The sequence below is a fragment of the Demequina aurantiaca genome (assembly GCF_050598105.1).
Taxonomy (GTDB): domain Bacteria; phylum Actinomycetota; class Actinomycetes; order Actinomycetales; family Demequinaceae; genus Demequina; species Demequina aurantiaca_A.
Genome location: NZ_CP192436.1, coordinates 968,137 through 993,607, shown reverse-complemented (window position 1 = coordinate 993,607; position 25,471 = coordinate 968,137). Strand labels below are relative to the sequence as shown.

At 66.3% G+C, this 25,471-nt stretch carries 28 protein-coding genes and 1 tRNA gene; 8 read left to right on the top strand and 21 right to left on the bottom strand.

Annotated elements, in window-relative coordinates; all coding sequences use genetic code 11:
- The first annotated feature begins 44 nt into the window (after positions 1 to 44).
- Genes ACQU6B_RS04415 through ACQU6B_RS04405 form a run of 3 tightly spaced genes read left to right on the top strand, consistent with a single transcriptional unit; the run spans position 45 to position 2,403 of the window.
- Positions 45 to 1,232, top strand: a complete 1,188-nt coding sequence (locus ACQU6B_RS04415) for an LLM class flavin-dependent oxidoreductase (protein WP_430868835.1) — start codon at positions 45 to 47, stop codon at positions 1,230 to 1,232.
- Entirely contained in the window at positions 1,229 to 1,717 is a 489-nt protein-coding gene (locus ACQU6B_RS04410) for a MarR family winged helix-turn-helix transcriptional regulator (RefSeq protein ID WP_430868834.1), read from the top strand. Before ACQU6B_RS04415 ends, ACQU6B_RS04410 begins: the two co-directional genes overlap by 4 nt.
- On the top strand, positions 1,714 to 2,403 hold the full coding sequence (locus ACQU6B_RS04405) for a CE1759 family FMN reductase (RefSeq protein WP_430868833.1): 690 nt from the start codon (positions 1,714 to 1,716) through the stop codon (positions 2,401 to 2,403). Before ACQU6B_RS04410 ends, ACQU6B_RS04405 begins: the two co-directional genes overlap by 4 nt.
- A gap of 85 nt (positions 2,404 to 2,488) precedes the next feature.
- Here ACQU6B_RS04405 and ACQU6B_RS04400 read toward each other — a convergent pair whose 3' ends face one another.
- The 4 genes from ACQU6B_RS04400 to ACQU6B_RS04385 are packed head-to-tail and all read right to left on the bottom strand — an operon-like array spanning position 2,489 to position 5,050.
- Positions 2,489 to 3,247: a hypothetical protein gene (locus tag ACQU6B_RS04400; protein WP_430868832.1), complete on the bottom strand. Its 759-nt coding sequence runs from the start codon at positions 3,245 to 3,247 to the stop codon at positions 2,489 to 2,491.
- Complete coding sequence (locus tag ACQU6B_RS04395; RefSeq protein WP_430868831.1) at positions 3,244 to 4,455, bottom strand: hypothetical protein; 1,212 nt, start codon at positions 4,453 to 4,455, stop codon at positions 3,244 to 3,246. The genes ACQU6B_RS04400 and ACQU6B_RS04395 overlap by 4 nt, the downstream gene beginning before the upstream one ends.
- Positions 4,452 to 4,751, bottom strand: a complete 300-nt coding sequence (locus ACQU6B_RS04390; protein WP_430868830.1) for a hypothetical protein — start codon at positions 4,749 to 4,751, stop codon at positions 4,452 to 4,454. The genes ACQU6B_RS04395 and ACQU6B_RS04390 overlap by 4 nt, the downstream gene beginning before the upstream one ends.
- A complete protein-coding gene (locus tag ACQU6B_RS04385) occupies positions 4,748 to 5,050 on the bottom strand; it encodes an SAV_915 family protein (RefSeq protein WP_430868829.1) in 303 nt (100 codons plus the stop codon). Before ACQU6B_RS04385 ends, ACQU6B_RS04390 begins: the two co-directional genes overlap by 4 nt.
- 267 nt (positions 5,051 to 5,317) lie before the next feature.
- On the opposite strand from ACQU6B_RS04385, the gene ACQU6B_RS04380 reads away from it, so the two are divergent.
- Positions 5,318 to 6,136, top strand: a complete 819-nt coding sequence (locus ACQU6B_RS04380) for an HAD hydrolase family protein (protein ID WP_430868828.1) — start codon at positions 5,318 to 5,320, stop codon at positions 6,134 to 6,136.
- A gap of 14 nt (positions 6,137 to 6,150) precedes the next feature.
- Here ACQU6B_RS04380 and ACQU6B_RS04375 read toward each other — a convergent pair whose 3' ends face one another.
- Positions 6,151 to 6,588 carry a rhodanese-like domain-containing protein gene (locus ACQU6B_RS04375; protein WP_430868827.1) on the bottom strand — a complete coding sequence of 146 codons (438 nt, stop codon included), beginning with the start codon at positions 6,586 to 6,588 and terminating at the stop codon, positions 6,151 to 6,153.
- A 67-nt stretch (positions 6,589 to 6,655) separates the two neighbouring features.
- Here ACQU6B_RS04375 and ACQU6B_RS04370 point away from each other — a divergent pair, with 67 nt between their 5' ends.
- The gene (locus tag ACQU6B_RS04370; protein WP_430868826.1) at positions 6,656 to 7,663 is read left to right on the top strand and encodes an SLAC1 anion channel family protein; all 1,008 of its coding nucleotides are present in this window, start codon (positions 6,656 to 6,658) and stop codon (positions 7,661 to 7,663) included.
- Positions 7,664 to 7,685: 22 nt separating this feature from the next.
- On the opposite strand, the gene ACQU6B_RS04365 is transcribed toward ACQU6B_RS04370, so the two are convergent.
- The 3 genes from ACQU6B_RS04365 to ACQU6B_RS04355 form a co-directional block, all read right to left on the bottom strand.
- Positions 7,686 to 9,554 (bottom strand): alkyl/aryl-sulfatase, encoded by a 1,869-nt coding sequence (locus ACQU6B_RS04365; RefSeq protein WP_430868825.1) that lies wholly within the window; start codon positions 9,552 to 9,554, stop codon positions 7,686 to 7,688.
- Between the two features lie 107 nt (positions 9,555 to 9,661).
- Entirely contained in the window at positions 9,662 to 10,309 is a 648-nt protein-coding gene (locus tag ACQU6B_RS04360; protein ID WP_430868824.1) for an NADPH-dependent F420 reductase, read from the bottom strand.
- Between the two features lie 85 nt (positions 10,310 to 10,394).
- Positions 10,395 to 11,183, bottom strand: a complete 789-nt coding sequence (locus ACQU6B_RS04355) for an SGNH/GDSL hydrolase family protein (protein WP_430868823.1) — start codon at positions 11,181 to 11,183, stop codon at positions 10,395 to 10,397.
- Positions 11,184 to 11,296: 113 nt separating this feature from the next.
- Between ACQU6B_RS04355 and ACQU6B_RS04350 the strand changes: the two genes are divergently transcribed.
- Positions 11,297 to 12,814, top strand: a complete 1,518-nt coding sequence (locus ACQU6B_RS04350; protein ID WP_430868822.1) for a DHA2 family efflux MFS transporter permease subunit — start codon at positions 11,297 to 11,299, stop codon at positions 12,812 to 12,814.
- Here the strand turns inward: ACQU6B_RS04350 and ACQU6B_RS04345 are convergent.
- Together ACQU6B_RS04345 and ACQU6B_RS04340 are read right to left on the bottom strand one after the other, a co-directional pair.
- Positions 12,811 to 13,458, bottom strand: a complete 648-nt coding sequence (locus ACQU6B_RS04345; protein ID WP_430868821.1) for an alpha/beta hydrolase — start codon at positions 13,456 to 13,458, stop codon at positions 12,811 to 12,813. The two genes, ACQU6B_RS04350 and ACQU6B_RS04345, sit on opposite strands and share 4 nt — an antisense overlap.
- Before the next feature lie 38 nt (positions 13,459 to 13,496).
- Positions 13,497 to 13,691, bottom strand: coding sequence for a CsbD family protein (locus ACQU6B_RS04340; protein ID WP_430868820.1), 195 nt, complete (start codon positions 13,689 to 13,691; stop codon positions 13,497 to 13,499).
- Positions 13,692 to 13,939: 248 nt separating this feature from the next.
- On the opposite strand from ACQU6B_RS04340, the gene helR reads away from it, so the two are divergent.
- Entirely contained in the window at positions 13,940 to 16,111 is a 2,172-nt protein-coding gene (gene helR / locus ACQU6B_RS04335) for an RNA polymerase recycling motor ATPase HelR (RefSeq protein ID WP_430868819.1), read from the top strand.
- Here helR and ACQU6B_RS04330 read toward each other — a convergent pair.
- Positions 16,108 to 16,449 carry a DUF2200 domain-containing protein gene (locus ACQU6B_RS04330; protein WP_430868818.1) on the bottom strand — a complete coding sequence of 114 codons (342 nt, stop codon included), beginning with the start codon at positions 16,447 to 16,449 and terminating at the stop codon, positions 16,108 to 16,110. The two genes, helR and ACQU6B_RS04330, sit on opposite strands and share 4 nt — an antisense overlap.
- Before the next feature lie 141 nt (positions 16,450 to 16,590).
- Between ACQU6B_RS04330 and ACQU6B_RS04325 the strand changes: the two genes are divergently transcribed.
- Positions 16,591 to 17,082, top strand: coding sequence for an SRPBCC family protein (locus ACQU6B_RS04325; RefSeq protein WP_430868817.1), 492 nt, complete (start codon positions 16,591 to 16,593; stop codon positions 17,080 to 17,082).
- On the opposite strand, the gene ACQU6B_RS04320 is transcribed toward ACQU6B_RS04325, so the two are convergent.
- The 10 genes from ACQU6B_RS04320 to ACQU6B_RS04275 form a co-directional block, all read right to left on the bottom strand.
- Positions 17,076 to 17,894 carry a hypothetical protein gene (locus ACQU6B_RS04320; RefSeq protein WP_430868816.1) on the bottom strand — a complete coding sequence of 273 codons (819 nt, stop codon included), beginning with the start codon at positions 17,892 to 17,894 and terminating at the stop codon, positions 17,076 to 17,078. The genes ACQU6B_RS04325 and ACQU6B_RS04320 overlap by 7 nt on opposite strands.
- Before the next feature lie 175 nt (positions 17,895 to 18,069).
- Positions 18,070 to 18,142, bottom strand: a tRNA-Ala gene (locus ACQU6B_RS04315).
- Positions 18,143 to 18,273: 131 nt separating this feature from the next.
- Entirely contained in the window at positions 18,274 to 19,833 is a 1,560-nt protein-coding gene (locus tag ACQU6B_RS04310) for an MFS transporter (protein ID WP_430868815.1), read from the bottom strand.
- Positions 19,834 to 19,919: 86 nt separating this feature from the next.
- Positions 19,920 to 20,456, bottom strand: a complete 537-nt coding sequence (locus ACQU6B_RS04305; protein ID WP_430868814.1) for a TetR/AcrR family transcriptional regulator — start codon at positions 20,454 to 20,456, stop codon at positions 19,920 to 19,922.
- A gap of 95 nt (positions 20,457 to 20,551) precedes the next feature.
- On the bottom strand, positions 20,552 to 21,154 hold the full coding sequence (locus ACQU6B_RS04300) for a histidine phosphatase family protein (RefSeq protein WP_430868813.1): 603 nt from the start codon (positions 21,152 to 21,154) through the stop codon (positions 20,552 to 20,554).
- Positions 21,151 to 21,513, bottom strand: coding sequence for a ribosome silencing factor (gene rsfS, locus ACQU6B_RS04295; protein WP_430868812.1), 363 nt, complete (start codon positions 21,511 to 21,513; stop codon positions 21,151 to 21,153). The genes ACQU6B_RS04300 and rsfS overlap by 4 nt, the downstream gene beginning before the upstream one ends.
- On the bottom strand, positions 21,513 to 23,309 hold the full coding sequence (locus ACQU6B_RS04290) for a hypothetical protein (protein WP_430868811.1): 1,797 nt from the start codon (positions 23,307 to 23,309) through the stop codon (positions 21,513 to 21,515). Before ACQU6B_RS04290 ends, rsfS begins: the two co-directional genes overlap by 1 nt.
- A complete protein-coding gene (gene nadD / locus ACQU6B_RS04285; RefSeq protein ID WP_430868810.1) occupies positions 23,278 to 23,874 on the bottom strand; it encodes a nicotinate-nucleotide adenylyltransferase in 597 nt (198 codons plus the stop codon). The genes ACQU6B_RS04290 and nadD overlap by 32 nt, the downstream gene beginning before the upstream one ends.
- 1 nt (position 23,875) lies before the next feature.
- Entirely contained in the window at positions 23,876 to 24,022 is a 147-nt protein-coding gene (locus ACQU6B_RS04280) for a hypothetical protein (RefSeq protein ID WP_430868809.1), read from the bottom strand.
- Between the two features lie 121 nt (positions 24,023 to 24,143).
- Positions 24,144 to 25,439, bottom strand: a complete 1,296-nt coding sequence (locus ACQU6B_RS04275) for a glutamate-5-semialdehyde dehydrogenase (RefSeq protein ID WP_430868808.1) — start codon at positions 25,437 to 25,439, stop codon at positions 24,144 to 24,146.
- Positions 25,440 to 25,471: the final 32 nt, after the last annotated feature.

Sequence of the window (25,471 nt, the reverse complement as noted above, 5' to 3'; positions counted from 1 at the left end):
ATATGCAAACGCATATAATCATTGTGAGCGACTAGGAGACCATCATGCAGTTCGGCATCATGTCCGTCAGCGACATCACCCGTGACCCCGTCAGCGGTCACACCCCCTCGGAGGCGGAGCGCATCGACGCGGTCGTCAAGATCGCGGTCAAGGCCGAGGAGGTCGGCCTCGACGTCTTCGCGATCGGCGAGCACCACAACCCGCCGTTCTTTTCCTCTTCGCCCACCACCCTGCTCGCGCACATCGCGGCGCTCACCGAGCGACTGACGGTGACCACCTCCACCACGCTGATCACCACTAACGACCCGGTGCGCATCGCCGAGGAGTACGCGATGCTGCAGCACCTCAGCAAGGGCCGCATGGACCTCATGCTGGGGCGCGGCAACACCGCCCCCGTCTACCCGTGGTTTGGACAGGACATCCGCCAGGGCCTGCCCCTGGCGCTGGAGAACTACAACCTGCTGCACCGCCTTTGGCGAGAGGACGTCGTGGACTGGGAGGGCGAGTACCGCTCGCCGCTGCAGGGCTTCACGTCCACGCCCCGCCCCCTGGATGACGTGCCGCCGTTCGTGTGGCACGGCTCGATCCGCACCCCCGAGATCGCCGAGCAGGCCGCTTTCTACGGCAACGGCTACTTCGCGAACAACATCTTCTGGCCGGCCGGTCACTACAAGCGGCTAATCGACTTCTACCGCCAGCGCTTCGAGCACTACGGTCACGGCACCCAAAAGGACGCCATCATCGGCCTCGGCGGCCAGGCTTACATCGCCAAGACCTCCCAGGCGGCCAAGGATGAGTTCCGCCCGTACTTCGACGCCGCGCCCGTTTACGGCCACGGCCCCTCGCTCGAGGACTTCTCCTCGCAGACCCCCCTCAGCGTGGGCAGCCCGCAGGAGGTCATCGACAAGACCCTGACCTTCCAGGCGGAATTCGGCGACTACCAGCGTCAGCTGTTCCTCATGGACCACGCGGGGATGCCGCTGTCGATGGTCCTCGACCAGCTCGAGCTGCTGGGCGGCGAGGTGGTACCTGTGCTGCGCAAGGAACTCGAATCCCGCCGAGACCCCGCGTCCGCCCAGGTCCCGACCCACGAATCGCTGGTCAAGGCCAAGTACGGCGACGCCGAGCCGCGCCAGAGTCGTCCCAACGCGAACCGGGGCGACAACGTCACCGGCGGCTCGCCCTACCAGGACAGCAACGACGACGCCGTCGCCAACCTGCCGACGCTATGACCGCCACGGACGCCTCACCCGACGTAGCATCGGCGGACCTGGGCGCGCCCAGGTCGCGCACTCGCCTCGCGAACGACGCATGGGAGGCGATGATGACCTCTCACGCCCACCTCATGCGGCGCTTCGCGGCCGAGGACATCTGGGGCGAGGTGTCGATGCGGGAGTACGACGTGCTCTACACGCTGTCTAAGTGCGACGAGCCTCAACGGATCGGTGAACTCGGCCGCCACGTGCTGCTGAGCCAGCCCGCCCTGTCCCGGCTCGTCGAGCGGCTCGCCACGCGCGGGCTAGTCGAGCGTTCGACGGATCCGTCGGACGCCCGTTCCGTGCGCATCGGCCTCACCGAGCCCGGCCGCGTAGCGCAGCGAACCGTGGGGCGCGCGCACGCCGCGACCGTCGCGGCGACCATGCGGGCCGCGTTCACCCCCGCCGAACTCTCCACCCTCATCAGTCTCACCAGCAAGCTTCAGGAGCCATCATCATGACCACCACCTACCGGCTAGTAGTAGTCAACGCGGGCGTCTCCGATCCGTCGTCCACCAAGTTGCTGGCCGACCGCGCCTCCGCTCGCGTGGCGAGCCTGGTCGAGTCGCGGGGCGCCTCGCTCAGCGTGACGACCATCGACCTGCGCGAGTTGCTCCCCGAGCTCGCCCCGGCAATCTCGTCCCAGCATTTTGGCCCCGGGTTCACCCGCGCCATCGAGGCGCTCGGCGCGGCCGATGCGGTCATCGCCGCCGCGCCCGTCTACAAGGCCGGCGCGTCGGGGCTGTTCACCTCCTTCTTCCAGGTGCTCGACAACGACCTGCTGATAGGCAAGCCAGTCATCCTCGCGGCCACTGCCGGGACCGCGCGCCACGCGCTCGTGGTCGACGAGGAGCTGCGCTCCCTCTTCGCCTACCTGCGTACGCTCGTGGTCCCCACGTCGTTATTCGCGGCGACGGAGGACTGGAGCGACAACGCGCTCACCAAGCGCATCGACCGCGCCGCCTTCGAGTTGGTTCTGCTCATGGAGAGCGGCTTCGCCCGCGCGGTACGCGACGACTCGTGGGGTCATTACCAGCACGAATATGGTTCCGCGGGAGGCACCGAGGTGGGCATCGACCTGTCCAGCGACCTCATGCGCCTGGCCACCGGCGGCTCCGCCAAGCCCAAGCGGCCGCCTCACGAATGACAGTCACCGCACACGAAGTAGGCTGACGCCTCGAGTCAGCCGCGCGAGATTTTCCTCAACGTCCGGGCACGTCTAGCGTCGCGGCTCAGAACTCACCACTGCGCAGACGCGCGAGCGTGCCCTGTCCGATCTCGGCGCGCGCATCTTGCCGCCTGACGTAGAAATTCACCAGTTCCGCCACAATCACTGGGTCGCTGGCGAGATCCATCGCCGCCCACGAGGCCCTGATCCCCGAAGTGGTTCCCACCTCGATGCGATTGCCTCGCAATCCTGCCTCCCGCACCTCGTCCCAAGTTGCACGCAGTTGGTTGCGGGGTATGCGTAGTACCAGCCCGCTGCGACTTAACGTGAGCTGGTGGCCTTGGGCCCCCCGGAACCATGCGCGGACCCCCACCACCGTGATGGTGAGGCCAAGCACGGGCACTACCAGCAAAGTGAGTAGTGTCAGACGGCCAGACGGCACCGTCGCAACTGCCCAAACCCACCCAGCAAGGATCATGGCGCCCCCACCAGCGAAGGCACGAAGAGGCAGCACCACCTCCTGCGCCCCCTTGAACACCACGGTGTCGTCACTGACCTTAACTCGCACCACTCGCACTCGAGATACCCGCAAATGCGCGGCGAGCATCCACCCCGTAAGTCCCACAGTCAGGATGACACCCGCACCCAAAACCTTCATCGCTGACGCAGGGTCGCTCATCATGACTACGCCGTAGGCGACCACTGCCAGCATCAGCACAGCGCTCACCGCGATCAGGCCGGTCGTGGAGCCCTGTTGACCCTGCCAACCCGCGTGTGAAGGCACGCGCACCTGCTCTATTGCGGGCGCCGTTTGCGGAGTCACCCGAACACCCCATTCCACGCCTTGCCAATACCGTGCCCTACGTCGCCAATGAGGTCGGTGGTGTTCTCCCATGCGTCCTCAGCAAAATCAGTGGTGGCATCCCACGCATCACCCAAGCCGGCGTCAATTGCCTCCCTGACGTCCTGCGGCACCCAACTCTCGTAGGCCCATACCGCACCAGCACCTACAGCCACCGCGGCAGCGCCAACAACTACGGCCGTTCCCCACACAGGCAACGTCACAATTCCCGCGGCGGCAAGCCCACCCACCACGACTGTGGCGGCCGCAGCGCCCGCAACTCCGCCAAGGATCTCCACCGCCGTCGACGAAGGGTCATTCCCGCTCTCCAGGTCGGAACCGAAAGTGACGAGGTCAATAGCCCACCCGACAATTGGCACGGCGCGTCCGGCGCGAGAAAATCCTCGTGCCAGGTCTTCCGCCTCGTCAGCCGCCCACCGCATTCCCCGAGGGTTTGCACTCTGCGCCGCAGCCCTTACCGCCGGGTTTCCGGACCTCAGACCTCGAACAAAGTCCGATGCCTCGTCACGCAGCTGCGCCGCGTTGGCGACAAGGTTTTCCGCGTTGGCCTCCCATACCAGGCCAACCCCGTCGAGGTACTCGCGAGAGAGAACAGTTCCCGAGTCGCTCAGCCCCTCCAGAATCTTCTGAGCCGTCGATTGCTCTGGCTGGGCCTCGAGGAAACCGTCGAGATTCTCCGAGATCCACACCTCGAGTTCGCCCCACCAGGAACCAACATCGGTAGCAATCTCGTTGTAAAGCTCGATCCGGTCGAGGTGCTTTTGCCAGTCGTCCCAATACAGGTCGTCTCGAGACGCTGGGATCGTAGGTACCAAGGAGATGGGCCGGCGGATCAGCGCGCCATTGACAGGAAGCCCAGCCGAGATGGCCCTTGACCTGTGCGCCGCAAAATCATCGTGCATGCGCTCCAACTGGCCTGCGTAGGAGCGAAATTTCTCGGCTGCGTCACGTGCTTGGACACCGATCTCGTCCGCAGCATCGGTGGTCTTGAGCAGAATGCTCACGTAGGAGTCCGCCGATTCCCCGAACCAATGCGAGCGGACACCCACAGCAATGAGCATCGTGGTTTCTGATGAGTAGCCAGCGGCATCCTTAAGGGCGGGGTCGAGCCACTCCGCCGCCGCCCGCACCTGAGATGCATCACCACGAGTGGTGGTATCGATGGTCACGAGAGGTCCTCGAGTTCAGCGGTGACGGCTGCCAACTGGTCGATGACGTCCTGCTCCTGGATATCGGAGTCTGACGCCACCGAAGCCACTACTTCACCCAACGTTCCATTGATGCGGTAGAGCGCATCAACGCCGACGCCAACGCGCATCATGATTGCGGCAATCGAGTCCGATGCCAGGCCGCCATCAACGGCGGCAGGGATCTCCAACAGCTTTTCACCAATTGCGTCCGTCGCCTCCTGGTGTAGGCGCACGTGATGGGCCATCGCCTCAGGATCCATCGCGATTAGACTCATGCGATTGCGCCGTCGCGCCGGTACTGAGCAGGAACAGCTAGATCGAAGATCACCACGTCGTATGGCTGGGCGTCCTTGATTTGCTGGAGGTCTTCTGTGCGAAGAAGGATCCACGGCTGACGTTCACCCGCGAGGTTCTGGAGTCGGTCCAACGCAGTGTAGGCCAGCAAAGCGCGCCGACCATCCTTAAGCTCCCTGATCTCGACGGTCTGCTCCTCAGTGGTCGACTGAGCGCTAAGCGGTAGATACAACACAGGCGGGACGGACGGCCGTGCCGCCTCGGTTGGCTCGAGCGCCATTGCGATGCTCCTAAGTGTCGGCGGGTTTGGGACGACAATACCTGGAACTCGGGCAGATACGCCTGCCACCACACTGCCGTGGCGACATCGCGCGTAACCCCATCAGCGGCCCTACCCCTCCGAGGCAGAACGCATTGCGGGCGTCGTCAAGATCGCCAGGACGGCCGAGGAGGTGGGCCCGGATGCCTCTGCCATTCGCGAGCACCACAACCCGGTGCGCCGCTGACCCGCACCAGTAGGTCGCACAGGTGAACTATCTTTGGGGTCATGCTTAAGCCACGCGCGATCTTCCTCGACATCGACGGCACCTACGCGAGTCACGGCGTGGTCCCACCTGGCCACGTCGACGCGGTGCGCGCTGCTCGCGCGGCCGGAAACCTGGTGCTGCTGTGCTCCGGGCGCCCCGCATCTGCACTGCCCGACTCCCTCACAAGCGCAGGCTTTGACGGGTTCGTCGGAGCGGCGGGCGCCTACGTCCGGATAGGCGGGAAGGTCCTGTCGGACGTGCGGTTCCCCACGGAGCTGGCGGCCCGCACCGTCAGCGCGCTCGACAAGCACGGCATGCTCTATATCCTCGAGTCCCCCGAGGGCCTGTTCGCACGCCCTGGAGCATTGGGGCTGATCGAGCGCGCACGCCGTCTGTACGCGGGAAACGACGACTCGGCCGAGGCCCGTCGCACCCCGATCACCTCCGCTGACAACCTGCACCAGGTTCCCTTCGGAAAGGCGGTCTGCCTGGACGGCGACACCCCCATCGACGAGGTCGTGCGCGAGATCGGCCCCGAGGTCGCGGTGGTCACCATGTCGATCGAGGATGCAGGGTCGGCGGCTGGCGAGATCTACCAGTCCCACCTCAACAAGTCCGTTGGCATGCGGATCGCGATGGAACACCTTGGACTCACGGTCGACGACATCGTCGCTTTCGGGGACGGACTCAACGACCTGGAGATGCTGCAATTTGCCGGCACGTCCGTGGCCATCGAGGGCTCCGACCCCCGTGTGCTGGCGGCCGCCGACCGCACCGCCAAGGGGCCTCAAGAGGAGGGCCTCCGCGCGGCCTTCGCCGAGCTTGGGCTCGTGGGCTAGCGCCCGACGCCGGTCTAGCCGCCGACCACGTCGCCCGTCCACGCGCCGATTCCGCCGGCGAGTCCAATGGTGTTCGCGATGCCCTCCTGCGCCATGAGGTCGATTGCCGCGGCCGACCGATTCCCCGAGCGGCAGTACACGGCGTAGTCCCCCGCGACCTCCAGTTCGCTCACCTGAACACCGAAGTCGGCGGCCTGCACGTCGACGTTAATCGCCCCCGGCAGATGGCCGGCGTCGAACTCCTCGGGGGTGCGCACGTCGATCACCGTGACGCCCGCGACCTCCGTCGCTGCGGCGAACGTCGCCGCGCTCACGTGCTCGCCCGCGAATTCGACCTCGTCAGGCGCGTCCGCGCTGGAGCACCCGGCAAGAGCGAGCGCCCCGATGGCCGCGACCACGAGGGCGCGTAGCGAGGCGACGCGACGGAAGGAGGAGGATGACGATGAGTTCATAGCCGCCACTATACCCCTAGGGGTATATCGTGGCTACCGAAGAACGACACCTAAAGGGGACGCCGCCATGTCAACTGCTACACCCGAGCCCGCGTCGCGACCGCCCGAGGATCGGTCGATCACAGAGCCCCGCCTGCAGCACGTGCCACTGGGGGCCTTCGCCATGGTGATGGGCCTGGCCGGCACCGCGGGCGCCTGGCACCTTGCCGGAGAACGGTGGGACCTTTCCCCGTGGGTCGGCCGAGGTGTCGCGGTCTTCGCGCTGGGGGTCTTCGCGTTGGCCGCAGTTGCCTACGGCGCAAAGGCCGTCAGGTTTCCACGCGTCGTCGCGTCGGAATGGGCGCATCCCGTCAAAGCGGCCTTCTCCGCGACCATCCCCGTGTCGCTCCTGGTGCTCGCCATCGCCTTCAAGGACTGGGAGCCGGGGCTCGCCGAGGCGCTCTGGTGGGCCGGCGCCGTCGGGCTCTTCCTCATCACGCTGATGGTCCTGAGGACCTGGATCCACGACGCGGCGGTTCAGCCCGCCCACATCCACCCCGCGTGGTTTATCCCCGTGGTGGGCAACTTGGTCGCGCCGATCGCCGGCGTCGACTATGCGCCAGAGCCCGTCAACTGGTACTTCTTTGGCGTCGGTATCGTCTACTGGGCGGGCCTGCTGCCAGTGATCCTTACCCGCCTGTTCACCGTGGGGACCTTGCCTGCGAGGCTGGCTCCCACTCTCGCCATCCTGGTCGCGCCGCCGGCCGTCGCAGCCCTCGCCTGGAACCGACTCGGAGGCTCGTGGGATGACCCGTTCTCGCGCATTTTGGTAGGGGTGATGACGCTGCAGGTACTCCTGCTGGCGGTGCAGGCGAACACCCTGATGCGCACGCCATTCGCGATCTCCTCCTGGGCCTACTCGTTCCCACTCGCCGCGGCCTCGAGCGCGTACCTGTCGTCGAGCCTTCACGGCGGCTTCGACTACAACTGGGGCGCCGGAGTCATGATCGCCGCGACCACCGCGGTGGTCGCGGCACTGCTGATCCGGACCAGTCTTGCCGCCCGGCGCGGCGCGATCTGCCAACCCGAGGGCTAGCAGATTCGCCACGCCAGAGGCGCTAAGGCGTGACGATCGCGAAGTCCGGGTCACCCATATCGAGCACCGAGAGCAGGCCGCGGAGCACCGCGGCGTCGCCGTCGAGCTCTAGTCCCGCAGACTCGGCGTCGCCGCCGAGCATCCCGATCAGACGCATCTTCGACGCGCGGATGGTCAGCGTCACGTCGCCGCCATCAGTCTCGCGGTAGATCAGCACGCCGTTGCGCAGCGTGATGGAGAACCGGCGCGACAGGTCGGTCAGCTCGATCGCGAACGCGATGTCCAGATCCCAGGCCTTGGGGCCATCGACCTTGATCGCGATGCTGTCGAGGAGCTGCTCGGGACTCAGCTGCGCGAGGATCGTCGGGGCCGCCGTGTTGACAGGGGTTCCGAAGTTTGCGCCGCGCAGCTCTGTGGCTCCCGACAGGTAGAAGTTGCGCCACGGCCCGTTCTCAGAGCCGTACGCGAGTTGCTCGAGGGTGTCGGCATACAGCGCACGCCCGGCGACGTGGCGCTCGTCCGCAAACACCACGTGGTCGAGAAGCGTCGCCGCCCACCGGAAGTCCCCCTCGTCGTACGCCTTCTGAGCCACCTCGACCACGCGGTCGATGCCGCCGATGGCATCGACGTAGCGCTGGGCGAGAGCCTCGGGAGGGTGCGGCCACAGGCGCGCGGGGTTGCCGTCGAACCAGCCGAGGTAGCGCTGCACCACGGCCTTGACGTTGTGACTCACGCTGCCGTAGTAGCCGTGCGTGTTCCAGGCGGCCTCGAGCGCTGGCGGCAACTCGAACATCTCCGCCGCTTCGGCGCCCGTGTACCCGCGATTAATCAGTCGCAGGGTCTGATCGTGCAGGTAAGCGTAGAGATCGCGCTGCTGCGAGAGGAACTCGATGACGCGCTCCTCCCCCCATGCGGGCCAGTGGTGAGACGCGAAGACCACGTCCGTGCGGCCCGCAAAGGTGTCGATCGCCTCGGTGAGGTACAGCGCCCACACGTGCGGGTCACGTACCAGCGCACCGCGCAGCGTCAGCAGGTTGTGCATGGTGTGCGTCGCGTTCTCCGCCATGCACAGTGCGCGCGAACCAGGGAAGTAGAAGTGCATCTCCGCGGGCGCCTCGGTGCCCGGAGCCATCTGGAACTCGATCTCGACTCCGTCGACGACGTGCGTCTCGCCGGTGGCGGTGATCTCTAGGGTCGGCGGGACGATGCCGGGCGAGCCCTTGGACGTGCTCTGGCCGAGGCCCGCACCCACCTGGCCCTGGGTTCCGCGCTCGAGCGCAGCGCCGTACATGTACCCCGCGCGGCGACTCATCGCGGTGCCCGCGAAGACATTCTCCGCCACCGACTCCTCGACGAAGCCCGCGGGGGCAATAATCTGCACCTTGCCGTCGGCGACGTCCTGCGCCGATGTCACGCCGAAGATTCCGCCGAAGTGGTCGATGTGGCTGTGGGTGAAGATGACCGCGCGCACCTCACGGTCGCCGCGGTGCTCGCGGTACAGGGCGAGCGCGGCGGCAGCGGTCTCGGGCGAAATGAGGGGATCGATAACGATCACACCGGTGTCGCCCTCGATGACCGTCAGGTTGGAAAGGTCGAATCCTCGGACCTGGTAGATACCCTCGGTGACCTCGAACAGGCCATCCATCGCGACGAGCTTCGACTGGCGCCACAGGCTGGGGTGAACCGTGTCGGGCGCGTCGCCGGAGATGAAGGCGTAGTCGGTGTTGTCCCACACGACGCTGCCGTCGGCACCCTTGATAACGAGTGGGTCGATGGTGGCGACGAAGCCACGCTTCGCGTCGTCGAAGTCTCGCGTGTCGTCAAACGGAAGCGACTCGAGAGCTGCTGCGTGCTGGGCCTGAATCGCGGCCGATGCTGGCTTGTGGTCCATAGTGAGGCGTGCTCCATTTTCGACGAGTGAGTGCACGCTGGCAACCGTGCCGGTCTGCCCCGATTCTCCCACCCGGCACGCGCCGCGGCAAGCCCGTCGCGATAGGACTACTCGAGCCGTGCGGCCCTCGCGCGCGCCACCACTCGGCCGCGCTGGGAGTCCCAGAACCGGTCCAGGATCGCGCGCACCTCCTCCGCCGTCTCGTCCGCGGCGAACAGTGCAGTGTCGGGCTCGAGCATGACACCGGTGGACAGATCACCCGCGACCACGGGGTCAAACCCGATCGCGTCCACGTAGGCGCACACGGCGGCGACGTCCCGTGGGTCGTCCCCCGCTATCGCCAGCGCCTTGCGCCCCGACGCACCCGCCGGCAGCGCCTCGTGTTCGAGCGCGTACACGCTCATGTGGTTAAGGGTCTTGACCACGCGCGCACCCACCAGAAAGGACTGCAGCGTCTGGCTCGTGGACGTGAGCGGGTCGCTGAGCTCGGGTACTGCGCCGTCGTACTCCCACCAGTAGTTCATCGCGTCGATCACGAGCGAACCCGCGAGCGCCTCGACAGGCAGCGCCCGGAACTTGCCCCGCGGAATGGCGAGGACCACGATGTCCGCCCGCGCGGCATCGGCCGCCGTCACTGCGGTGGCGCCCGGCGCCTCGTGTCGCACCAGGGTGGCGATGCTCTCTGGCGCCCCCGATCCGGCTATCGCGACGTCGTAACCCGCAGCCAGCGAGAGCCGTGCGACGGCGGCACCCACGCGGCCCGCGCCGATGATCCCTACGCGGAGCTGGACCCGCTCAGTCCCCTGGGGCGCCCCGACCGGGTCGCTACTAGCACCCGCGCTACTGATCGGGCATACCCGCGGCGCGCGCTTGCTCCGCCGACCCGTCGACGCGCACCCAATCGCCAAACTTGGGCTGGCGTCCGTCGCCGGACGATGTGCGGGTGAGGCGCCGCCCGATCCAGGGCAGGACGTAGGCACCCAAATACTTGGCCTCGGTGAGCACCCCGCGCTTGGCGATGTCTGCACCGTCGGCCCGAGGCAGCTCCGTCTCGACGCCCAGCTCAGTCAGTATCCGCGCCGCAATCCGGGCGTGGCCCAACGCGTTGAGGTGAAGCCGGTCCGCAGACCAGTACCCGGGGGCACGCAACTCCTGGTCGCTCCAGTTGTCGACCATCGTCACCTCGGGGTGCCGGGCCAGCATCACGCGAGTCGCGTCAAGAAACTCGTCACCGCGAGCACGAATCGAGGCGCCGCGAGGCAGTCCAGCCGTGGGATCGCCGCCGCTGACCAGCAGCATGCGGGTACCCGCCTCCTCGCAGCGCGTGACCACCTGCTCGGCCAGCGCCATGACCCTGTTGACATCAAACCCCGTCCGCAACATGTCGTTGCCGCCGCCGTTGAACGTCATCAGGTCCGGCGCGGGGTCCAACGCGAGCGCGGGTTCCAGTTGCTCGTCGACTATCCGCTGGATCAGGTGCCCGCGGATCGCCAGGTTCGAGTACCAGACGTCCTGGCCGGCGGCCGCAAGTCCGGCGGCGACCAGGTCCGCCCAGCCGCGCACCTGATCGTTGCCCACGTCGTCGCCGACGCCCTCGGTAAAGCTGTCTCCAATTGCTACGTATCGCATGCATCGAGCCTAACCCCGAATGCTCCCGCGAATTCGTTGAGTTAGGCTCAGGGCCTGGCGCGTGAGCCGCGCCCTCCCCCCTTTTAAGATTTCGCAGGAAGACGAGCGCCCTCATGATCGACGCCCAACCCATTGAGCCCGCCAGCCCCACCGGCGTCGCGCTCCCCCCGGCCCACAGCAAGCGCAACTCCACGGTGATCAACCTGCTCGTGGTGTCGACCTTCGTGGTGATTCTCAACGAGACGGTCATGGGCGTCGCGATCCCCCACCTGATGACGGACCTGCAGATCACCGCGGTCGCCGCTCAGTGGCTCACCACCGCCTTCCTGCTGACCATGGCCGTCGTGATCCCCATCACCGGGTTCCTGCTCAAGCGCTTCCCCACACGCGGCATCTTCATCACCGCGATGTCCCTGTTCAGCGCTGGAACACTGTTGGCCGCGGTCGCGCCAGGATTCGACGTGCTGCTGATTGCCCGAGTGATTCAGGCCAGCGGCACAGCGATCATGATGCCCCTGCTCATCACCACGGTGATGCAGCTGGAGCCGGCGGCTACCCGCGGCCGGCGCATGGGCAGCATCTCGATCGTCATCGCGGTTGCCCCCGCCATCGGCCCCACCATCTCGGGCCTGATTCTGTCCGCCTTCAACTGGCGCTACATGTTCATCTTTGTCCTACCCGTCGCGCTGTTCGCGCTGTGGATGGGCTGGCGCCGCATGGAGAACGTGACGGAGCCCACCCACGCGCCACTCGATGTGCTCTCGGTCGTGCTCTCCGCCCTCGGGTTTGGTGGGATCGTGTTTGGCCTGAGCCAGTTGGGCGAGTCCATCGAGGGCGGCGTGACGGCCACCACCGTCTCCGCAATCGCGGTTGGCGCCGTGGCCCTGGCCCTATTCGTGTGGCGCCAGCTGGTGCTGCAGCGGTCGGATAACGCCTTGCTCGACCTACGCGTGTTCCGCACTCCCACGTTCTCCGTCTCCACCGCCATGTTCATGATCGTGATGGTGTCGCTGTTCGGGTCGCTGATTCTGTTGCCGCTGTTCATGCAGGGCGTGCTGGGCTTCACGGTGCTGCAGAGCGGCCTGGTAATCCTGCCCGGAGGAATCGTGATGGGCGTGCTGGCGCCCTTCATCGGCAAGCTCTACGACCGCGTAGGCCCACGCCCACTGGTAATCCCGGGCGCGGCGATCGTCGCGACGGTGCTCTGGACCTTCACCGCGGTCCTGACCCCCGGCATGCCCTCCTGGCAACTGGTGGCGGCCCACGTCACCCTCAGCATCGGCTTGGCCCTCATGTTCACGCCGTTGTTCTCCGCAAGCCTGGGCTCACTGCCCCCTCGCCTTTACGCGTACGGCTCCGCGACGCTGACGACCCTGCAGCAGGTCGCCGCGGCCGCAGGCACTGCGCTGTTCATCGCGATCATGTCCGGAGTGACAATGTCCCAGGCCGACTCGGGCGCCGATGCGACGCAGGCCCAGGCCGCCGGTATCCAGGCCGCGTTCGCGGTGGGCGGCTCCCTCGCCTTGATCGCGATCGTCCTGGCGTTCTTTGTACGGCCACCCGCCGACTCTCCCCACGATCACGACCACAAGGGCGCGCCCAGCGTTACGTCCGAGCCCAGCGCGGCTTAGGCCAGGGTCGCGTCGAGGAAGCGGCGGATATCGCCCAACTCCTCGCCGCTAATGCTGTGACCCATGCCCGGGTACACGTGGGCCTGGACCGCGGTGTGCTTGGCGAACCACTCGCCCGCGGATTCCACCAGGTCCGCCGGGATGACCGGGTCCTGGTCGCCACGGCCCCAGAACACCCGTGGCGGCGCCTGGGCAAGCCGCGCATCGGCGCTGCGCGGGGCGTCCGAAACGTATCCGCTGAGCGCCACCGTCGCGCCGATGCGTTCTGGCCTGGTGCGCAGCAGTTGGCTGGCCATCATGGCGCCCTGCGAGAAACCGATGGGGATCAGCGAGGTGCGCGCGTCGACGTTCGCGTCCACCCACTCCCACAGGGAGTCGGTGGCCTCCGCGATGGCCTCCGCGGGGGAGAAATCCACCTCCAGCGGGTACCAGGAGTACCCGGATCCGGGCAGACGGAGCGGGGCCCGCACCGAGGCCCACGGCAGCGTCGGCGGCAGGTACTCCGCCAGACCTGCGAGGTCGCGTTCATCCGAGCCGTAGCCGTGTAAGAACACGGCGAGAAACTCGGCCGGCTCGGCGGCTGTTGCTGCTTGCGCTCCGGGGAGCGGGGCATCGGGCGACTGAAGTGCGAAGAGGGCTGACATGCCACCCACTCTAAGTCAGTCGCCCGATGCCTTAATCGCTACTCGGTAGCGTCGTTGTACTTCTCCGCCAGGCCGTCCTTGGCATCTTCGATCTTGTCCTTGGCCTCGGCCTTCTGCTGGTCGAGCTTGCCTTCGGCTTCCATCTGTTCGTTGTCGGTTGCCTTGCCAAAAGCTTCCTTGGTCTTGCCCTTGGCGTCTTCCGCAGCGTTGCCCATCTTGTCTCCGAGTCCCATGCCATTACCTCCAGTTTTATGTGTAAATGACCTCAGCATCGCCATCATAAACACGCGATCGACGAATTTGCTCGCCGGGAATACGGTTTTCGTCGTAGGCGAAAATCCGGCTCGATTGACTGAGGGGCACGGACGTCCGCATAAGATTTAGGCGGCGCCCTGTTGGCGGTCCATCCCATCAAACGCGGCGGCGACCCGCCACGCCATGGCGGGCTAGCGCGCTGCACGCCAGCCCCAGATCTACGGAGATGAATCACGTGTCGCTTTCCCACTTCAACCTCCCCGATCGACTCTCCCCCAAGGCCGATGCGGCGCTCACCGATCACGACGAGCGACACTTCGAGCGGCTCGCCAACCGGCTCGAGCGTCAGATCGCGGACCTGACCGAGCGCCTCGACACCGAACGACGTGCGCCGGGAAGCGCGGGCGAGGCCGCGCTCAACCGCGACCTCGAGGTGCATCGGCTCGTGGGGCGCCTGCGCGTCCTCAGCCGCTACGGCATCGACCTGTGCCTGGGACGCATGGTTCGCGAGGGCGACGGCGAACCCGCGTACATCGGCCGTGTTGGCCTCACCGACGGCGACGGCACTCAGCTGCTGATCGACTGGCGGGCGCCCGCCGCGGAGCCCTTCTTTGGCGCGACTCACGCCAATCCCATGGGCCTCGCGAGTAGGCGCCGCTATCACTGGGCTCGCAGCCAGGTGACCGATTATTGGGACGAGGTCTTCGACTCCGGAGAGGTCGAGAGCAACGCGGCGCTGGACAACGAGTCGTCATTTGTCGCGAGCCTCGGCGCGAGCAGGTCCGAGCGCATGCGCGACGTGCTCGCCACCATCCAGACCGACCAGGACGCGATCATCCGCGCCCCGTCACGCGGCGCCCTCGTCGTGGACGGCGGGCCCGGGACGGGCAAGACCGTGGTCGCGCTGCACCGAGCCGCGTACCTGCTGTATTCGGAGCCTCACCTGGGAGACAGGCGTGGCGGCGTGCTCTTTGTGGGCCCGCACGACCCCTATCTCGCTTACGTCGCCGACGTCCTGCCCAGCCTCGGCGAGGACGGCGTGAAGACGTGCACCGTGCGCGGGCTGCTCTCCGAGGGCGCCCGCGCTCGTGAGGAGGCCGATGCCCGCGTCGCCGCCCTCAAGGCCTCGAGCCAGATGGAGCGCGCGATCGACGCCGCGGTCGCGATGTACGAGGAGCCTCCGGCGGACGGCACCATTGTGGAGACCACGTGGTCGGAGGTGTGGCTGAGCGCACGCGACTGGGCCGAGGCGTTCGACGCCCCCGAGCCAAGCACGCCGCACAACGAGGCGCGCGACCAAGTCTGGGAGGCGCTTGTCGGCGTGATCTGGGACAAGCGCGAGCACAACGATCCGGACGCCGATCCCGATGAACTAGCGGCGGGTAGAGATCAACTGCGGCGCGCCCTCGCCCACCAGAACCAGCTCACCACCGCCCTGAACAGCGCGTGGCCGCTGCTTGAGGCGGAGGACGTGGTCTCGGACCTGTGGTCCGTGCCCGCGTACTTGCGGATGTGCGCTCCGTGGCTCTCCGCGGAGGAGGTCGCGTTGCTCCAGCGCCCCGATGCGCAGGAGTGGACGCAGTCCGACCTGCCGCTGCTCGACTCGGCGCGCCACCGCCTGGGCGACGCGACAGCCTCCGCGCGCAGGCGCCGGCTCGCGGCGGCCGACGCCGCGGAGCGCGAGTACATGTCGCTGGTGATCGACGAGGCCAGCACCGCGGACAACGACTTCGAGGCCGCGGTTGGCATGCTGATGGGCATCGACGCGGAGAACACCCTGGCGCGAGACGCCGATGGGCCCGCCACGCGCGCGGACCGCCTGGCCGGACCGTTCTCGCACATCATCGTGGACGAGGCTCAGGAGCTCACCGATGCGCAGTGGCAGATGCTGCTGCGTCGCTGTCCCTCCAAGAGCTTCACCATCGTCGGCGACCGCGCGCAGGCTCGCCATGGCTTCACCCAGACGTGGCACGAGCGCCTCGGCGCGGTGGGGCTGGACGCCCGCATCGCCACCCTCGGCGTCAACTACCGCACGCCCGCGGAGATCATGGCGGAGGCGGAGCCGGTCATCAGGGCGGCCCTGCCGGACGCGAACGTGCCCACGTCGGTGCGCTCGAGCGGGATCCCGGTGCGTCACGCGCCCGTTTCGGACCTGGGCGTGGTGCTGGAGCAGTGGCTCGCGGCGAACCCCGACGGCACCGCCTGCGTCATCGGCGCACCATCCTTTGTCGCGACCGAGAGGGTCCGATCCCTCACGCCGTCCCTGGCCAAGGGGCTGGAGTTCGACCTGGTCGCGCTGGTTGATCCGGAGGCCTTCGGCGACGGGATCGAGGGCGCCGTGGATCGCTACGTCGCGATGACCCGCGCCACCCGCGAGCTCGTAGTTCTCACTCCCTAGGAGCGCAGCACCTTCTCCATCGTCTTGCCCCTGGCGAGTTCGTCCACGAGTTTGTCGAGATAGCGGATCTTCTGCATGAGCGGGTCCTCGACGTCCTCAACGCGCACGCCGCACACCACACCCTTGATGAGCGAGGTGCCCTTATTCATGGATGCGCCCGCGAAGAACTCGTCAAATGTGGCGCCGCTATCGATCTTCCCTGCGAGCGCTGCCGCGTCGTTCCCCGTCAGCCACTCGATCACCTGGTCCAACTCCGCGCGCGTTCGCCCCTTGCGCTCGAGCTTGGCCACATAGAGCGGGTAGACGTCGGCGAAGGGCATCGTGAAGATCTTGTGCATCTCTCCAGCCTACGGCCGAGCCATCGAGACGCCCCCTGCGCGCACAATGAATTGCGCATAGGTTAGGTAGGGAACGGTGGCGAGCCACCCGGCGCCCACCTTCACCGTTGCCGCCCAGGCCCCGAGCGGAAGGATCAAAAGATGCCTGACACCGACCACGTCCGGATCGAGCGCTCGTTCGCCGCCCCAATCGACCTGATCTGGGCAATGTGGACGCAGCCCGACCATTTCTCCGCCTGGTACGGCCCAGCCGGCGCGGCGATCCCGCGAGCCGCCATGGACGTCCGTGTTGGCGGTAGCCGCTCCATCGACATGACGATGGACTCGCCCGGAGGTGTCATGGAAATGCACTTTGTCGGCCAGTATCTCGAGGTTGAACCGAGAAGCCGGCTCGTCTATACCGAGGCTAAGGCTAACTCAGCCGGAGTCGCGCTGACCGCAGAACAAATGGGGTTGCCCGCGGAAACTCCCATGGAGACCTCAGTCGTCGTCGACCTCACCGATGCGGGCGGCCGCACGCTTATGGTCGTGACGCACGTTGGCGTTCCCGCCGACTCCCCCGGAGCTCAGGGCTGGGGCGCGGCACTCGACAAGATGGAGGCACACGCCGCCGATCTCGTACGCGGTCAGTAACCGACGGCCGCGAGGATCTCTTCCCTCAGGTTGACCAGCTCGGGGTAGTCGGCGAAGAAGGCCACCTTCTCTGCGGCAACCGTGCCAGGCTCGACGACGTCGAGTTCGCCATCGTCGTCGGCGTCACCCGCGTATTCGGTGTCGCCGAAGACGTACATGGCCCAGCTCTCAGCCATGTCCTCGCTGCCGTCCGGCTGCGAGGCAGCGTATTCGGTCACGAAGTCCTCGGGGTAGTCCTCGTAGGACTCTCCGGGCGTGAAGGTGTCGTTGAAGTCGGTCGCGTACACGGTGGGGACGTCCGATGCCGCCGTGAGGAAGATGGTGTGGCCCACCTCGTGAACGATGGTGCGCTCGAGTTCGGTGCTGTAGCCGGTGGTGTCCAGCGCTAGGTAGCGCTCCCCGGTCGGCTCGTCGTCGGCTCCGCTCACGTCCTGCATGGCCCCGTCGGTGCCGCCGCTCTGCTCCTGGTCGATCGCGACGAATCCGATGACCCCGGTGCGGTAGCCGACGGGGATCAGGTCGGTGTAGATGGCGAACGTGTCGACCGCGTCAGCGGTCGGGTCGCACAGCAGCGTGACTCCATCGGTATCGATCAGATAGCTTCCGAGCACGTCCATGGTGTCGTCGCCGATCTGTGCAGTCGAAAGGCTGCAGCTGGCCGCCTCAACGGTTGCGGACGCCTCAGGAGAGGCTGACGCAGACGGCGCGATCGTCGCGGTGGACGAAGCCTCGGGCGAGTCGCTGCTCGCCGTGCACGCGGTGAGTGAGAAGGCGACGATTGCCGCTCCAGCGAAAATCTTCCAAGTCGACATGGGGCGGTTGTCCTTTTGTTTCTAATCGATGATCACAGTTGCGAGGAAAGGTTAGCACCGCATCTTTCGCCCGGGCGCGCGTCGAGGTGCTGACGGAAGCAGAACCTGGGGGACGCCTAGGAACACGAAAGGCCGCCCCGAAGGACGGCCTCAAGCGATGAATCTTCACGCAATGTGGAGCTGAGGGGACTCGAACCCCTGACCCCCTGCATGCCATGCAGGTGCGCTACCAGCTGCGCCACAGCCCCGCGGTCTTGCGACCGAAGCACTCCGAAGAGCGACTGCCATAGTACCTAATGCGCGGCGGACTTTCCTAATCGGGAGCCGAATCCATCGCAAAGGCCCAAAGCCGGCACAGCCAGGACGATCCGGCAGGCTCTTAGCCGACCCGCATCGGCGCCGAGTCTTCCCGGTCCACTGGAGTTCGATCCTTGAAGCCGATTACGACGACAACGGCCGCGCCCAGCGACAGGACCACACACGCGATAGCGAGCCAGCCCAGGCCCGAGTCGAAAGCCCTTCCCGCGGACTCCATAAGACCGGAGGCCGCCGACGGAGAAATATCCTGCGCCACAGCGGCGGCACCCGGCAGGGTCTCCCCTGCCATGGATGCCTGCTCGGCGGAAAGCCCGGCAGGTACCGTCATGTTGGTGCGATAGAACGCGGTGATCATGGTGCCGAGCGTCGCCGTGCCCACCACAGCACCAAGCTCGTACGCGGTCTCGGAGATCGCTGACGCGGCGCCCGCCTTCGCGGCTGGCACTGAGCCGATGATGGTGTCGTTGGACAGCGTCTGCGACATACCCACGCCAATCTCGATGAACCCGAAGGCAAGCAGGATCGCGGGCACCGTCAGGTCGCCACGGAACAGGAAGACACACACGAAACCGAGGGCGAGGAGCAAGAGCCCCACCACCATGAGCCACATGGGCGCAAACCTCCTACTGAGCCCCACCACGCCAACGCCGGCAATGGCAGACAGCACTGCGCCCGGGAGCAAAACCAAGCCGGCGTTCATTGGGCTGAGCCCCAACACCAACTGCAGGTGCTGCGAAATGAAGAACAGGAACGCGATCAGGCTGACTACAGACAGGAAGTTCGCAAGCACCGACGCGGTAAACGGAAGCCTCTTGAAGAGTCGCACGTCAAGCAACGGGGTCTCCGCGCGTAACTGACGCACAATAAACCAAGCGATGATCGCGGAGCCCGCGATGGCCGCGCCAACCGGCCAACCGCTCAAGCCATCGTGGGCCAGCGTCTTAATGGACCACACCACCAGGAACATGCCGACAAAGGACAGCCCCACGCTCGCCAGATCGATACGACCGGGGTTGGGGTCCTTGGACTCGGGCAATAGGAACCGGTATAGCAGCACTAGCGGGAGCAGGATGGGCACTGCGATGAAGAAGATCGACCCCCAGTGGAAGTGCTCGAGCAGCGCGCCGCCCACGATCGGCCCCAGGCTGTTTCCCGCGGCAAAACCGGTAGCCCAGATCGCGATCGCTTTGCGACGGCGCATGGGGTCGATAAAGATGTTGCGAAGCAGCGACAGCGTGGCCGGCATGAGCATCGCGCCGAACAGTCCCAGCGCGGCACGGGCGGCGAACAGCTGCTCTGGAGTAGTCGAGAACGCCGCGAAGGCCGACACCACGCCAAACCCGATGGCGCCGATGATCAGCAGTCGCCGGCGCCCGAATCGGTCGCTCAGGCTACCCATCGTGACCAGTAATGCCGCGAGCACCAGCGCGTAGATGTCCGCGATCCACAGCTGCATGGTGGCGCTAGGCCCCAGGTCTTCGGTGATGATGGGTAGCGCAAAACTTAGGACGGTGTTGTCGACGGAGATCAGCAGCACCGGCAGCATGAGCACCGCAAGGGCGGCCCATTGCCGGCGGTGGGACATCTCGGCTGCCGAGCTGGGCTTGGTGAAGATGCGCATTCGTTCATTCCTTCATGTCAATAAGCGAGCCACCGCGGTACGAATTCGCGCGTCGGTGACGAAAATCTGGGTGCGGCGTACCGCAGCTAAATCTTGGAGGCTTCCTGTGAAGCCAGTCGGGCACTGAGTGCCAGGCGAGACTCCTCGGGCACGCTCGCCCCGAGTAACGAGCCAAAGAACAGCCCGTCGCCCACCAGTCGGATCAGCAGGGCCCGCTGCGCGGCGTCGGGGCCTGTCAGCTCCTCGGCTATGCGACGGTCTACGTGATCGAGGAACTCGCCGTAGTCGCTGTCCCCCGTCTCGCCCGCCGCGCGTAGCGCCTGCATGCAGGTGAAGAGGACGAAGACCTCGTTCATTTCCTCCGACTTGGGAGTCGAGGCGGACAGCCACGCGTCAACCGCCGATCCCTTCTCACAGAGGTCGTCAAACCAGGCGATCGACTTCGCACCTAACCAGTGCGCAAGACCGCGCAACAGTGCCACTCGCGTCGGAAAGTGGTGCAACAACCCGCCCTTGGACACGCCGGCTGCGCGCACCACAGCATCGAGCGACGGCACCGCGCCGTTCGCGAGCGTCAGGTCAAAGGTCGCCTGAACTATGGAGGTGCGGGTGTCTGTGGCCATGCCGGAATCGTACAGTCCGTCTGGACGGTCGGTCAACCAAGGGCGCAAAAAGGCGAGTCGCGACCCGAAGGAAGCGAGTTATTCAGAGGACGTGACTACTCGGCGCCAATGTTGTGACAGTCGAGCGACCAGCCGCCGCCCTCGGGCAGACCGAGTCGCGACCAGGAGGCGTTGCCTAGGTTGCCGATCCGCCGGCCGGACACCGGCAACTCCAGCAGGTGCATGATCGCCATGCGCGACGCGCTGCCGTGCGTCACGACCAGTAGGTCCCCTGGCGCGCGCTCGACCCAGTCGAGGATCCCGGCGACCATACGAGCACCCACGGAGGCATGATTCTCGTAGCCCTCGTACTCGGGCTCGAGGCCATTGCGGTAGGCCTTGTGCTGGAGCGGGTCGTACTTCTCGCGCTCGTCCGCGGACAGGCCCTCCCAGGGGCCGTAGTCGCGTTCCACGAATCGCTCGTCGGTGTGGACCTCGCTCCCCCACTGCGCCGCGATGATCCGCGCGGTCTCGTGGGCGCGGTCGAGAGGTGAGGTCACCACGAGCACGCCGTCACGCACCGCGGGTCCAAGCGTCTTGGCAGCACCTAGCGCCTGCTGGCGCCCGGTGTCGTTGAGCGCGGTGTTCGAGGACCCCTGGAGGCGGCCCTCTACATTCCAGTCGGTTTGGCCGTGCCGAGCGATAAAGACGCGGGTCATGGCACCGAGGGCAGTGGAACGACCGGGCAGTCCTTCCACAGGCGTTCGAGCTCATAATAGCCTCGGTCCTCGTCGTGCATTACGTGCACGATCACATCGTTGAAGTCGAGCAATGCCCAACGGCCCTCGCGCACGCCCTCGCGGCGCTTGGCCTCGACCCCCTGCGCGCGCATGGAGTCCTCGACGCCCTCTGCGATAGCTGCAACGTGACGCTCATTCGTGCCCGATGCGATCAGGAAGACGTCGGCAAGCGGCATCCTCGCACTCACGTCGAGGGCGACGATGTTTTCCGCCTTCTTGTCGTCGGCGGCCGAAGCGGCCATTTGGGTGAGCTCAATAGCTCTTTCTGTCGCGGTCATTATCCTTGCCCTGCCAGGTTGTATACGAGCACGCCGAGAACAAAAGCTATGGCACCGATAACGGCTATATGCGCCCAACGGAAGTGGCGTGCGCCTCCCGCGGGATGAAGTTCTGGAACCTTACGTCGCGCTACCTCTATGCTGCCCGTCGTCAACGGGGCGTCTCCATTGGAGTACGCCTCCGGGGAGAACGGTGCCGGGTGCTCCGGGTTGATGGCCGGGGTCAACGTGGAAAAATCAGGTCGCGGGATGGCCTGCGAAGGCGCATCCTCGAGCTCGCGGCTCTGCGACTGGGTCGAGTTCAGCGGATGCGCGTCCCAGATTGAGGGAGCAACAGTGACGGTGGATCCCGAGACCGGCACCATGGGCGCGTCCGGGTCAACCGTCTGCTCGACCAGCGGCATCTCGCCGGAATGGGTCGCGATGACCTCGTCGAAGCTGGCGTGGTGGGGTGCCTTGGCAGGCGCCTCGCTGGGCTCCTCAACGGATTCGTCGGCGGGACCATCGACGTACTGCCCGACGGGCTGCTCGCTGTGGTGCTCTGCGGGAGCGACGGCGTCGGTAGTGGTGTCCGACTGAGGCTCCGAGTCGGCGACTGGGGCCTCCCACTCGGACACCGACTGCGAGTTCTCTGTTTCCGGGGTCGTGTCCGACTGCGGAACAGCCACAGCAGCCTCAGCGGCTCGGTGAGACGAGCTCTCGATGCCCGCCATCGCCTCGGCAGTGAGACGACGAATCTCTTCCGCGGGGTCGACGTAGTCCTGGCCGGTCGCGGCGGAGACCTTGGCTTGAGCGGCTTGCTCGACGGAGTCTGCTCGCGCGTTCTGCTGTTCCTCAGCGTGGGCCGCCATCGCACGCGCCTGCAGGGATCCGGGAGGGAACATCCCGCGGAAGGCTTCCGGAATGGCGTCGTAGCCGGTGGGCACTGGCGCGGGGTCCGATGCCGGCTGCATTACGCCAACGGGTTCCGGCTCTACTACTTCGGGCTGTGCCAGTTCTTCAGGCTGCGCCGGTTCAGGTTCAGCAGAGTCTGACGACTCCTCCGCCTCGCCGGCAGTGGGTTCCGCCGACTCCGCTTCAGCCTCAGTCTGGTCGGCGTGGCTGGCCTCGGACGCGGCGAGGTCCGCTGAGGCACCGTCCGCGTCGTGACCCTGCTCGTCCTTGTCGTCTTCGTAAGCCTGCTGGACGTCGTCGCCGGTCTGAGGACTCTCGTGGTCCTCCTGGACGTCGTCGCCGGTCTGAGGACTCTCGTGGTCCTCCTGGACGTCGTCGCCGGGCTCAGGAATCTCGTGATCCTCGTGGATCTCATCTGCGTCGGCCACGGCGGCATCGGACTCCGCCACCACGTCACCGTCGGCGACGCGCGCAAAGGCGCTCTCGCGCACCGGAGGTGTCGCAGGGGTCGCGGCGTCGGCCTGCTCGGAGTCGACCTCGTCCACAGTCCGGCCGAGCGCGGCGGCTGCGGCCTCAGCGTCGGCGGCGGCGGCTGCCGCCTTCTCCTTGGCGAGGCGCTCCTGCTCGGCGATAACAGCGGGAGTCATCGCGGGCAGCTGGCCGGTGGCGATCATCTCTTCTTCAGCGGTCCACGACTCCATGGGGCGCTGAGTGCGCTCGATGCGGCGCCGATCACGGCGCGATAGCCCGTCCGTGGGCGGCGATGAGTTCTCTCCCACGTTCTCGAGCGACTCGGTTGGATCCGGAGCGCCGCCGGCAGCGCGCGCCTCCATGGCGCGTCGATCCCGTCGGGAGAGGGGCTTGCCCTGCTCAGTCATCCAGTCCTCCGAGGTAAAGCTCATGCGTAGCGATGTAGTCAGCGACCGATGCGGGCACTAAGTATCTGATCGGTGCGCCCGCCCGTACACGGCGACGGACATCAGTCGAGGATATCGCCAACGACGGCACCTCGACGACCCTATGTGTGGTTTCTAACTGTGGGAACGAATGGCCGGCCCGAGTCACTCCCACGAATTGTGCGAGCTCTCCAAGTTGGTCGGTGTCCTTCCACTCTGCGAGTCTGGCAAGCGAGTCCGCGCCCGTGATGAAGAAAAGGTCCGCATCTGGGTACTGAGCCGACAGGTCACGCAGGGTATCGATGGTGTACGTCACGCCGCCGCGGTCCACGTCGACCGTTGACACCGAGAAGCGGGCGTCGTTGCGGACAGCCTTGACACTCATGGCCACCCGGTGCGCCGGTGACGCGGTCACGGAATCGCGCTTGAACGGCTGGGTAGCTGTCGGCACGATCAGCACCTGGTCGAGGCGTAGGGCCGCGCACACCTCCGACGCTGCGGCCAGGTGTCCGTGATGAATCGGGTCGAACGTCCCCCCTAGGACACCGATCCGAGCGCGTTGAGCGGACACGTCAGTGACGGGTGCCGATGCTCCGGAACGCGAAGGTGATGAACAGCAAGGTCATCAATCCCGTGAACGCGAGAAGGCCGATGGCTGCGGGCGAAATGGGCAACTCGTTGACGACGTGCTCACTGGTGGTAACTGCTTCTAAAATCACGGTGACTCCTATCACGGTCTGCGACGATTATTCCACGTACGGCGCGGCATTGGGGCCGCCACGTCGCGGAAACGCGCTTGAGGTCGGTTCCGGCACTAAACCAGGCACCAGCGCGAAGGCGCTACGGGCGAATGTGACCGTCGCCGTAAACCACCCACGTTGTCGTAGTGAGCTCGCCCAGACCCATGGGGCCGCGCGCGTGAAGCTTCTGCGTCGAGATGCCGATCTCCGCCCCGAGCCCAAACTCGGCGCCGTCGGTGAAGCGCGTCGAAGCGTTCACCATCACGGCTGCGGTGTCGAGGTTGGCGACAAACTTATCCGCTGCGCCGATGTCGTCGGTCACGATCGCCTCGGTGTGGCCGGTCGAATAGTGGCTGATGTGGGCGATCGCCTCGTCGAGGTCGTCCACCACCTTGACCGCCATGTCGAGCGAGAGGTACTCGGTCGCCCAATCCTCGTCCGTCGCGGGGACCGTGGGGACCCCCTCCGGCGCGAAGCCGGCGGCCGCGGCATCGGCGTGGAGAACCACGTTCTCTGCGTGCAGTGCGGCGAGGACCGCAGGCAGCACTCGCGCGGCGGCGTCACGGTGCACCACAAGAGTCTCCGCCGCGTTGCAAACCCCAACGCGCTGCGCCTTGGAGTTCACCACGATATCGACGGCGCGCTGCACGGGCGCCGATGCGTCGAGGTAGACATGGCAGTTTCCCTCGCCAGTCTCGATGGCTGGCACAGTCGAGTCACTCACTACGGCCTGAATGAGTTCCCGTCCGCCGCGCGGCACGAGCACGTCGACCAGCCCACGGGCGTTCATGAGCACTCGCGCCCCGGCCCTGCCGTAGGCGTCAATCGACTGCACCGCAGCGCGGGGAAGACCCGTACCCTCAAGCGCGTCCTGGAGAACCTCCACGATGACCTCGTTGGACGATGCCGCGGCGGAACCGCCACGCAGTACTGCCGCGTTTCCCGACTTTAGCGCGAGGCCAGCCGCGTCGACGGTGACGTTGGGTCGCGCCTCGTAAATCATGCCGACCACGCCCATGGGCACGGCCTTCTGGATCAGGCGCAGACCGTTCGGAAGTGTCGAGCCACGCTTGACCTCGCCCACCGGGTCGGGAAGCGTCGCCAGGAAGCGCAGCGCCTGCGCTATTGAGCCGATGCGGTCCTCCGTCAGCTCGAGTCGGTCCAGCAGTCCCGGCTTCATGTCGTTGGCGCGCCCGCGCTCGAGGTCCTTCGCATTGGCAGCAATGATTCGCGGAGCCTGAGCGACGAGCGCGTCTGCCATAGCGAGCAGCGCCGCGTCCTTGGTGGAGCGCGTCGCGGTCGCGAGCGCGCGGGAGGCGATCTTGGCACGACGGCAGGCTTCAAGGACGGCGAACTCGACGTCGGTTTCGCTGGAATTCTGGACGGTGTCAGTCATTCGCCCAGTTTACGCGGGAGCGCTGACTATCT